At 44.6% G+C, this 9,706-nt stretch carries 10 protein-coding genes and 1 pseudogene; 5 read left to right on the top strand and 6 right to left on the bottom strand.

Going from position 1 to position 9,706, the window contains the following annotated elements:
• The coding region (locus RW092_RS20325; protein WP_316011112.1) for a GrpB family protein at positions 1-209 on the top strand (209 nt) is incomplete at its 5' end.
• A gap of 197 nt (positions 210-406) precedes the next feature.
• Here the strand turns inward: RW092_RS20325 and xerS are convergent.
• Positions 407-1,477: a tyrosine recombinase XerS gene (gene xerS / locus RW092_RS20320; RefSeq protein WP_316011111.1), complete on the bottom strand. Its 1,071-nt coding sequence runs from the start codon at positions 1,475-1,477 to the stop codon at positions 407-409.
• A gap of 301 nt (positions 1,478-1,778) precedes the next feature.
• Here xerS and RW092_RS20315 point away from each other — a divergent pair, with 301 nt between their 5' ends.
• Positions 1,779-2,120 (top strand): putative quinol monooxygenase, encoded by a 342-nt coding sequence (locus RW092_RS20315; RefSeq protein ID WP_028537631.1) that lies wholly within the window; start codon positions 1,779-1,781, stop codon positions 2,118-2,120.
• A gap of 82 nt (positions 2,121-2,202) precedes the next feature.
• On the opposite strand, the gene RW092_RS20310 is transcribed toward RW092_RS20315, so the two are convergent.
• The 3 genes from RW092_RS20310 to RW092_RS20300 all read right to left on the bottom strand — a co-directional run bounded on the left by RW092_RS20310 (position 2,203) and on the right by RW092_RS20300 (position 4,596).
• Positions 2,203-2,550: a winged helix-turn-helix transcriptional regulator gene (locus tag RW092_RS20310; protein WP_016312137.1), complete on the bottom strand. Its 348-nt coding sequence runs from the start codon at positions 2,548-2,550 to the stop codon at positions 2,203-2,205.
• 245 nt (positions 2,551-2,795) lie between these two features.
• The gene (locus RW092_RS20305; protein ID WP_316011110.1) at positions 2,796-3,671 is read right to left on the bottom strand and encodes an MBL fold metallo-hydrolase; all 876 of its coding nucleotides are present in this window, start codon (positions 3,669-3,671) and stop codon (positions 2,796-2,798) included.
• Between the two features lie 40 nt (positions 3,672-3,711).
• Complete coding sequence (locus RW092_RS20300; protein ID WP_016312135.1) at positions 3,712-4,596, bottom strand: NmrA family NAD(P)-binding protein; 885 nt, start codon at positions 4,594-4,596, stop codon at positions 3,712-3,714.
• A gap of 267 nt (positions 4,597-4,863) precedes the next feature.
• On the opposite strand from RW092_RS20300, the pseudogene RW092_RS20295 reads away from it, so the two are divergent.
• Together RW092_RS20295 and RW092_RS20290 are read left to right on the top strand one after the other, a co-directional pair.
• Positions 4,864-5,322 (top strand): annotated as a pseudogene (locus tag RW092_RS20295) (winged helix-turn-helix transcriptional regulator).
• A gap of 203 nt (positions 5,323-5,525) precedes the next feature.
• Complete coding sequence (locus tag RW092_RS20290) at positions 5,526-6,176, top strand: FMN-dependent NADH-azoreductase (RefSeq protein ID WP_316011109.1); 651 nt, start codon at positions 5,526-5,528, stop codon at positions 6,174-6,176.
• Between the two features lie 140 nt (positions 6,177-6,316).
• Here RW092_RS20290 and RW092_RS20285 read toward each other — a convergent pair whose 3' ends face one another.
• Positions 6,317-7,099, bottom strand: coding sequence for a class I SAM-dependent methyltransferase (locus RW092_RS20285; protein WP_316011108.1), 783 nt, complete (start codon positions 7,097-7,099; stop codon positions 6,317-6,319).
• A gap of 183 nt (positions 7,100-7,282) precedes the next feature.
• Here RW092_RS20285 and RW092_RS20280 point away from each other — a divergent pair, with 183 nt between their 5' ends.
• Entirely contained in the window at positions 7,283-7,414 is a 132-nt protein-coding gene (locus RW092_RS20280) for a DUF6254 family protein (protein WP_244268280.1), read from the top strand.
• A 75-nt stretch (positions 7,415-7,489) separates the two neighbouring features.
• Here RW092_RS20280 and RW092_RS20275 read toward each other — a convergent pair whose 3' ends face one another.
• Complete coding sequence (locus RW092_RS20275; protein ID WP_316011107.1) at positions 7,490-9,658, bottom strand: 5'-nucleotidase C-terminal domain-containing protein; 2,169 nt, start codon at positions 9,656-9,658, stop codon at positions 7,490-7,492.
• Positions 9,659-9,706: the final 48 nt, after the last annotated feature.

Raw genomic sequence — 9,706 nt, 5'->3', positions numbered from 1 at the left:
TATCGTTCTGCTACAAACTGACCGCCTTTATGGGCTTTCGAAATTCAGGTTTAATTAAGTATCCGGATGTTGCGGCTCAATATTTGAACTTAAAGCGTGAATTAGCCGAGATTTGTTCTGATCGACAAACGTATACGTTGCGTAAAGCACCGTTTATTCAGAACGTAATTGCATTGGCGAAAGAAGAATTCAATCGAAATGGAATCTAAGTGGTTGGATTGTAAATATTACAAACTAAAGACAATCAAGAGCTAATCATGAGCTTTGACAGGGTTCATAATGATATCGATATACATATGTACAAAATACGGGTTTTGTGAAAAAGTCATAACGAGAAGACCGCAGGAGCCTGATTAACTGCTTCCCGGCGATCTTGTATGCTTGGATTCTACTTATCCATATTATTCTACTTATCCATATTAATGACAGCTTTACGCATCTCTTCATCCGTTAAGTGTGTATAGATCATCGTAGTTTGAATCGAGGCGTGGCCTAATTGGTTCTTCAGCCGCGGCACATCGTTATTCTCCTGATGATAACGCGTTGCGAAAGAATGGCGTAAGGCATGAACGGTCAACGCGGGCTTGCCAAAAGCTGTTGCGTATTTCTCGATCAGCTTCTCAATTGATCTTGGCGTTAATCGCCGGTTTTTGCCTTTACGTCCGATCGGTGCGCCCATAAATAAGTAGGTTTCGGATTTTTCCGGTTTATACCGCGCTTCACGAATATTTAAATAATTTTCCAGATCCAACTTCGCTTGTTCACTGAAATAGACGTATTGTTCCTTGTTCCCTTTGCGAATGACTCGTACCAAGCCTTTGTTCATATCGAGATCTTCCAGGTTGATGCCGGCTACTTCAGATAATCGTAATCCGGATCCCAGAATTAAGGATACGATAGCAGTATCCCGTTCGCGATTAAATTCGTGAAATTGATTCAATCGTTTGTTCTCCCGGTTTTGCTCACCAAAATCATAAGCCACAAACTGCCGAAACAGCTCAAAATCATCGGCCCGCAAAATTTTGCCTTCAATCCGGTTAGCGATCGTTTCTTGGCTTTCTTTCAGCGCATTAAATTCAATCTTGGCCATCACATTACGCTCAAGATAAGGCTTCAGATCCGCGGTTTCCGCTTTATTCTGTAAATAATCAAACAGTGATTTGAGCGCTGATAACTTACGGTTGATCGTTAATTTGGAGTTGCCTAACTGATATTCTAGGAACGTCAGAAAGCTTTCGATTTCTCGAACCGTCAATTTTTCGAGTACAGACAGTTCAACTTCTTTCCGACTGGGAGCTGCGAATCGTTCAGCTACGAGCCAATCAAAGAAAATGATGTAATCATGACAATAATTCAGTAATGTGGTATGCGACAGTTTCCGTTTGCGTGTATCGATATATTCAGTCACGTACCAAGGCAAATCCGTTAATTTCTCATCAATGCGGCTCATATAATGAGCTTTGGTCGTTTTATCCATGTGGAACGCGCACCTCCTGTTTCTAGAATAATCCATATCTAATTATTCGTCAAATTATTATTTTACGTAATTATAAAGAGTGATGAATAAATCTCCGCCCACCTACCTCACTCTCTTCTGAATGATCTAAATCAACCTTCCACCAATGAAAAAATACTTATCAAAGTAGGCCTTCCTCTCCCTCAATTGTTACTCTTTAGTGACTATGTAACCCAAAAGTGTGTACTTTTCCCAAGATCACTCCTAGTCCATAATGACACTTGTGGCCACAATTTTATGAAATGATGAGGAGTGTGCGATGATGTCCACAATTACAAATCAAGTTATTCTCAATATTCGGTTCAAAATAAAACCAGGAATGAAAGAAAACTTCCGAGACCGTTTGTTCTCATTGATAAATGACTTCAGAAATGAGCCTGCTTTTATCAATGCCATTGTATCTGATGATATCGACCAGCCGAATGATCTCGTCATTTACGAGATCTGGCAAGGGACCAGGGAAACCTGGATTCAGAATGAACTTCCGAAGCCTTACCGTAGTGAGTATGAAGAGGCTCTTGCAGACCTCATTGATGATCGAACAGTCAGTTGGCTTGACCCGATCGGAGAATGGGGTAGCCAACTGACTAGTGTAACTCGATAAAGATCCTATTGAATTAAAACACGGGACAATGGACAATACATGTTGATTTGTCCCGTGCCTGTTGATTTTAGAACGTTCCTGATCACTCTAGATTCAAAATCGTAATCTCGCCTGGAGCGTAGGATTGCTCCGCGTAATCCTCTCCCCAATCACACAGTAATTTCAAAATGGGTTCGAGGGATCGACCTAATGCTGTCATTGAATATTCCACCTTAGGCGGTACTTGGTTGTACATTTTTTTACTGATTAATCCGTCTGCTTCTAGTTCCCGCAGTGTTTGAATCAGCATCTTTTGCGATATCTGATTTATGAGACGCTTTAGCTCCCCTGTGCGTTTAGGCCCTTTTAACAAATAATACAGCACAAGCCCCTTCCACTTTCCTCCGATGAGATCTAGAGAAATTTCCAGTCCACAGTTATAAGTTTTCATTTCACACCGCCTCCCCACATGGTTCAAGTTGAGTTATTTCAAGTTGGTCAGATTAACTTCGTTACAACGCTTTTGGGAAGCACGAGGTAAAAGGGTAAGTTTCCACGTTATAGAATAAATGGCCACAGGTGCTGTGGCGATTTATCATATTTCAAATATTAGCATGTTTTATGGAAATAAAAAAAGCCGCATTTACGCGACTTTAAGTGTATATTTCCTTTTATCTCCCGACTAATATCATATATTTATAGCTTAGAAATCCAGAGTTGTGGGACTAGCTTAAAGGCTTCACCTTTGCGCTCTAAATAAGCTAAACCTGGAAACTCTAAATGGTTTCCTGCTACTAACTGTTTCCGATCAGCTACTTCAACAAATACTTTCTTTCTCGTGGCTGCGGCGAGATCTGGATCGACGTCGTGGATTACTCCAGCGGACGGCCACGCAGGTTGTATTGCTGGCAGGTGTACTATATCTGCCCAAATGAAAACCTCCACTCCCTCGCTTTCTACCACATAACCGGTATGTCCAGGAGTATGTCCCACTAGTGGCACAGCTGTAATGCCAGGAGCAACTTCTCCGGAGGTGATTTTTACCAAACGCTCAAGGTAAGGTTTTACGGATGCTCGAACCATTTCAAAAAACGGTTTAAGACTTTCCGGTGAACGTTGCTCACCTTCTAAAGTGAGCCAAAAATCTATTTCATCTTCGTGAACTACAAGTGTAGCATTCGGAAAAACGGCTTCTCCGTTCTCATCCACGAGTCCTCCACAATGATCAGGGTGCAAATGTGTCATTAAGATTAACCCGATTTCTTCCTTTTTCACGCCTGCTTTTGCTAAAGAACTTGTAAGCCAACCTAATGTAGGACCAGCAGATCCTCCCATACCGGCATCGATTAAAATTGGAGGATGATCATCGCCCCGAATAAGGAACATGTTATGAGTAAAAATCGGATTATCAGTTCGGTGCGCTTCGCGCTGAAGATAAATCCCTACTTCTCTCGGGATCGAGTGAATGGTGTCATAATCGATTGGATTATATCCATCGCTTAATGTAGTAAGTGTCTTATTCCCAATCTTCCAATTTAGGTAAGCCCCCAAGTCTTCATCCTTATTGATCAAAGAAAACCCTCGCTTTCTAAAAGACAATTTAATAATTAAATTATTGAATTTCTAAAGTATGACGAACAAAGGTCTCAAACCCAGTACGAGTAATAATACGCTCTTCCAAAGGTTGCAACATGATGATCCGTTCTGCGTTAAGATCATCTGACATAATCACAAAGGCTTCTGCCATATGGTCAGAGAAACCAGCGCCTAACATCTCTGCTTTCACATCAATCGGGGAAGCTTGTACATAGGATGCCCCCTGGACACCAGTTACTTGACCAATAATATCGGCTGCTTCAGTTAAAGTAAGTTCATCAGGGCCTTGAACCTCGCGAGCTTCGAAACCTTCTTTCATGGGTTTCAATAAGGAACTCGCAGCAACCGCTCCAATGTCGCTTGTCGCTATCATTGGCAATCGCAAGTTTCCTCGTAACTGACTGCTTGCGTTCCCCGTGTTATTAATCGCAGAGATTAATGGGATTGCATTCTCCATAAACCAACCTGGACGCAAAACAAGTACACGCAGCGAACTTTCTGCTTGTAATCGATTTTCCAGTAAGCGAAGTCCAGCAAGGGGTCCGGATGCATGTTCATAATTTGCCCCCCAACCACTTAAAGCAACGATATTACGTACGCCGTTTTGAACTAGTGCAGGCACAATGGCATCGATGACTGCTTGCTGATAAGCTGGGAAGTCTTCACTGTCAGCTATAAAGCCCGGTTGAAGCATAACATAGGCTGCTTCTGCTCCCTGAAATGCGCGCAGCATTGCTTCCTTATCCGTTGGTTCAGCTACAAAAGCCTCAGCTCCTCTTGAAACAAAAGGCTGCAACCGATCAAGACTGCGTCCCACAACTCTAATTTGGGCTCCTGCTTCCAATAAATTCAATGCAACAGCTCGTCCAGTATTACTTGTTGCCCCTGTAACGACGATCATGAGGACTTCCTCCTAATATTTGTATTCTGGCGTACTTCAAATTTTTTACGCCATTCACTTCAAGTTAAAGTCAATTGATTGGCTCGTGACTAAGTATAGAAGCAATCAACTTATTTGGACAAGGAGGCACTTTTTCTTCTGATAGTCACTTTTTTGTAACTACATCAACTCCAACCTCAAATCGCATAGATCACTTCAGATGATTCTTTAACCTAAAAGGACTTTAAGGTATACTAAGCATCATTAATAATTTGTGGGAATACTTAGATGGAATTTATCTGTAGGAGTATTCTGGAGGGAATGACTAACATGAACATGGAAACATCTGAAATTGACCAGCAGGTTTTGAATGAGATGAAGAGCGAATGTGATATCAATGTCAATGAAACTCTAAAAATCATCGGTGGAAAGTGGAAACTCAACTTATTATGGACTATTCATGATAAAAGCAAACGGTTTAATGAACTTCGAAGAGAGCTCACCGGCATCTCACAAAAAATGCTCACGCAACAACTTAGAGAGCTGGAAGAAGCGGGATTGATCTAAAGACGTGTCATTCCCGACAAACCCCCTAAAGTCGAATATTCTCTATCCGAATACGGAAATACATTGGAGCCATTGTTTAATGTGTTAAACCATTGGGGGCTAATGCATAGAGTTCGTACAATGAATTCTCATCCAATTCATCAAGCAAATACAGAAGAGCTTTCACAGCTCGATTCTTAATGTGGAGCCCAAAATATCAAGGAGCAAAATCGCTGGGATCTTGCTCCTTTTCTTGACTAATCGTTCTCAAATCGTTTATGATACTCAACGAAAGTTAAGTTTCAATTTCAAAGAGACGGCTCACCCAAAAGAGAATGATCATTCTAGTAGGAGAACTGTTCTGGTGAACAATCAAAAATAAGAAATGGAGCGTGTACTCAATCATGACAACCGTACTTTATATAACAGCTCATCCTTTTACAAGCGATACGTACAGCTTATCTGTTGGTGAGCAATTCATCGAAACATACAAGGAAACCCACCCTAACGATGAAGTAATTCATTTGGATCTGTATCGCATGGACATCCCGCAAATCGATGCAGACCTGTTACGTCGTTGGGGGCAACCTCCAGCAGGTCCTTCCTTCGAGGAACTCAGTGAAGAATCGAAGGCCAAAGCAATCCGAATGAATGAAATCGTAGAACAATTTATGACCGCCGATAAAGTGGTGATTGTAAATCCAGTCTGGAACTATGCCTTCCCTCCGGTTTTAAAAACTTACTTTGACGCGATCACGGTTCCTGGAAGAACCTTCACCAGAGCCAATAATGGTCGCCGAGGATTAGGGGGATTAACCGGCACGCAGCAAGGAAAAAAAGTGATACACATTCAGGCATCCGGCACCGTACTCTCTAACGGGGAGTTCCAAGACGTTGAATTTAGCCACAGCTACATCAAAGCAACCTTGAAATTCTTAGGCATTGACGATGTTCAGGTCATTTATGTTGAAGGAACCAGTGAAAAACCAGATCAAGCCGAAGCAATTAAAGAGCAAGCCCTTCAACAAGCCATCCAAATGGCCGGAACGTTTTAAGGCATATCACCCTCTAAAAAGCACAAAGAAGTCGCATATCCTGCGACTTCTTTTTTGATTAAAGCTTCTTCCCTGCCGGAACGGTAGGATTCCAACCAACCGATGCCGCTGCTTTCTTGATCCCTTGCGGATCGGAAATGTTAAGATTTGCGTCCAATATAGAGAAAATGCTGGCTGGTCCCGATCAGAAATTCATCTTGACTCAGGCGGAAGCCGATTTCAAGCCATTTTTGATACTCCGGCTCCTCGAGCTCGTTGATTTCAGCTTCCTTGCTGCCTAAGATGTTCTCAACTCCGGCAAAGATCAGTTCTGTTAAGCCAAAGCTTGCCATCAAATTTCTAGCTTCCGGATCCCCTGAAAAATAGGCCGTAGTAAACCCCTGGGTTACTTGATTTACACCATGATTTAAATAATCGAGCAGTTGATCAACGGAATCAAACGGTCGCAGTTGGGCCAGATAATCCTGAAGCGGAGCGTAATTCGAGATAAACGAGGCAACAAGAAGGCCGCCCCGTTTTAACCGATTAAGTGCTTCCTCGACCGCATTTTTTCGATCCTTCTCCTCCACCAAATGATACAACGGCCCCATCAGCAAAATAACATCAAATTCCCCATGAACTCCGCTTAAATCTAAGGCATTCCCATGAATATAATCCTTCAGAGCAACTCCTCGTTCCTTAGCTTTAGTCCGTGCTACCTCCAGATGTCGCATAGACAAATCTAACAGCGTGACCTCATGTCCCTGCTCAGCCAAATCAATCGAATATCTGCCTGGCCCTCCCCCGATATCCAATACGCGCAATTGCTCGCCGGTAATGTATTCGTCGAGATAACGTCTTGTGATGTCGTACTCGATTCGATGTCGTTCCAACCGCTCCCATTCGTCATATTGCGTATCATACCATCGCTCGATTTCTTCCATTTCCAGCCCCCCAAACCTGTGAATATTGAAAAAGATTATAATCCCTCTTCTCCGCAAACGCCACCGCAAATATCGCAAGGATGCCCCCGCTCACCGAATGAATATTTCGTCTGGGCGCGTCTCAAACTATCGCGGAGGAACGTTCCTGGTTCTTCACCGTACAAATGAAAGGGGATGTCGATGATGACCAAATCGAAACGCACTAAAATGAATGCCATGAAAAGTCGGAAGCAAGCACAAAACCCACATGGTCCTATTAAATCGCTGGAAGAACTGGCGGATGAATACGATCAAAATCCACCGCGCAAATCATAAACCGTTTTCCAGCTAAAAAATACCACCGCCTGTCCACTGGAATTGGGCTAGGCGGTGGTAAACATTTGTGTAACATTATTTCAACGCAGACTGAATCAGCAACACCAAGCTGCTGCGCGTCACCTTGGCATCAGAGGCAACGCCAGCCAGATTCGCTTCTTTGCCGGAGAGGACAGCAATCGCTTCGGCGGCTTCCTTTGCAGTAAGCGTGCTTTTAGGCTGGAACGTCTCTTTCCCGAGCACTTCAAGCGCCCCTGCTTGCTTAAGCGCACTAACCGCAGTCACAGCCCAGCTTGGCACTTCCGAGATGTCGGAATATCCCGCAGCTTCAGTGGATTCCGGCACTTGGAACGCACGGCTGATCATAACCGCAAATTCAGCACGGGTTACCTCCGCTTGCGGACGGAAGGTGCCATCCCCATACCCTTCGACAATACCCGCAGCTGCAGCTTCATTGATCAGCGCAGCATGGGGATCTTCAGAAATATCCGTAAATGCAGGTGTTTCAGGCGTCGTGCCTGGGGCAGTTGGCGAACTGCCGCCCGCTTCCGCTGGTAATGCGGCCCCTTTCAGATCTGTGATCCGCCCTTGCGTGGCGGCTTTTATCGTACCCACTTTGTCGAGGTACTCATGGAACACTTCATAATCCACGAGGTTCAGCTCATAGAATCGACCGGCGTCCTTTGCTTGCTTCATTGACGCGTAGAAATCCCCGCCGCTCGCCATAAACGAGTTCGTGGCCACAATGTAGTATGCTTTAGGATCGATATCGGAATAAGTGCCATCATCGTTTTGAATTTGGACTTTCACGATGCGTTGTCCGGATTGTGTCTTCTCACCCGTCACATCGTCGATCACTTCACCTGGTTTCGTCGAATCGTAGTAGAAACGCAGGCCCGAAACTTGCGGGAAGCGCCCTTCCCCATTTTCAACACCACTCACACCGTTCTCCAGTGCAGCGACAATTTCTTCTCCTGTCATTTTCAGTGCCGTTAAGTTGTTCCCGAACGGCATTGTGGTGAGCAGGTCGCCCAGGGTAATATCTCCTGCTTTAATCGAAGCGCGAATCCCGCCGCCGTTTTGGATCGTAACATACCCTTTAACGTTGGACTCTTTTACGATGCTCATCACCTTCGAGCGCATGCCATCCGCGATCAAGTCGCCGAGATTCGTCTCTTGCTTACGTACGCTGCCGCGTTCGCCGTCCAAATCCGTTTCGGTCTTCCCGATTACCGTCTTCTTCAGCTCTTCCAGCGGAGCAGCATATTCCTTCAGCTTGGCTTCCGCTGCGGCATCGCTCTTAATCACATAGTTGCCGGCATCGTCTTTGGCATCCAGCGCGATTAACTCGCCTTTCCAGGCGGTTAGTTTCCCTTCGGAGTCAAAAGTGACATCCAGTTGACCTAAATTTTGATTATATTCGCCGGTCTGTACGATCAATGTAGGTTCTTCATCGGCATGATGGACCTCCGGAGCATTCAGAACGGTATGGGAGTGGCCGCCTACGATGATATCAATCCCATTGACGGCTTCAGCTAGTTGTTGGTCAACGGTATACCCCAAATGAGACAACACAACGATTTTGTTGATCCCTTCGGCCTCCAAAGCATCAACTTGCTTCTGTGTGCTTTCAACTTCATCCGCGAACTTGATGTCAGGACCAGGCGAGGATAACACGGAGGTTTCAGGCGTAGTTAAGCCAATGATCCCCACCTTCTCCCCGGCAACTTCCTTAATTACGGCCGGGTAAATTTGACCTGACTCTCCTGGTTTGCCCAGCTCGGAATGGCTTAACCCTTTCAGGTCCACATCCGCACTAAAGTCCAGATTGGCACTAACAAATGGGAACTTGGCCTGCTTAATGAACTCGGCTAATGTACTTGGTCCTTTGTCGAATTCGTGATTCCCAAACGTCATGGCATCATATTTCAACTCGTTCATAAAGTACAGATCGGCCAAACCGTTAAATTGATTGAAATATAACGTTCCCGAGAAAACATCCCCTGCATCCAGCAACAACGTGTGATCGTTTCTTGCTGTGTTGATGGCCGTCACCCTGCGAGCGATGTTGTCCAGGTGGGCATGCGTGTCATTCGTATGTAGGACGCGCAGCTCAAAGTCCTTGGCCACTGTACTACCGGATTCCGCCGCATTTACGGACAACCCCACCGCTCCAGAAGCAAGTCCTGCAACGAGGGTACTGATCGCCAGAAACTTGCCGACGGCTTTGTTTCTCCAAACCATTAATCTAATTCCTCCTCTACCATTTTTTGATATGCTACTCTATTAAAT

Source organism: Paenibacillus sp. 3LSP (assembly GCF_032465655.1).
GTDB lineage: Bacteria > Bacillota > Bacilli > Paenibacillales > Paenibacillaceae > Fontibacillus > Fontibacillus barengoltzii.
This window is presented reverse-complemented; position numbering and strand designations above follow the sequence as displayed.

Bases quoted from the DNA above. Each gene is read 5' to 3' on its own strand.
- RW092_RS20280 (WP_244268280.1), top strand. From the start codon at position 7,283: ATGACCAAATCGAAACGCACTAAAATGAATGCCATGAAAAGTCGGAAG.
- RW092_RS20315 (WP_028537631.1), top strand. From the start codon at position 1,779: ATGTCCACAATTACAAATCAAGTTATTCTCAATATTCGGTTCAAAATA.
- RW092_RS20300 (WP_016312135.1), bottom strand. From the start codon at position 4,596: ATGATCGTCGTTACAGGGGCAACAAGTAATACTGGACGAGCTGTTGCA.
- RW092_RS20285 (WP_316011108.1), bottom strand. From the start codon at position 7,099: ATGGAAGAAATCGAGCGATGGTATGATACGCAATATGACGAATGGGAG.
- xerS (WP_316011111.1), bottom strand. From the start codon at position 1,477: ATGGATAAAACGACCAAAGCTCATTATATGAGCCGCATTGATGAGAAA.
- RW092_RS20275 (WP_316011107.1), bottom strand. From the start codon at position 9,658: ATGGTTTGGAGAAACAAAGCCGTCGGCAAGTTTCTGGCGATCAGTACC.
- RW092_RS20290 (WP_316011109.1), top strand. From the start codon at position 5,526: ATGACAACCGTACTTTATATAACAGCTCATCCTTTTACAAGCGATACG.
- RW092_RS20310 (WP_016312137.1), bottom strand. From the start codon at position 2,550: ATGAAAACTTATAACTGTGGACTGGAAATTTCTCTAGATCTCATCGGA.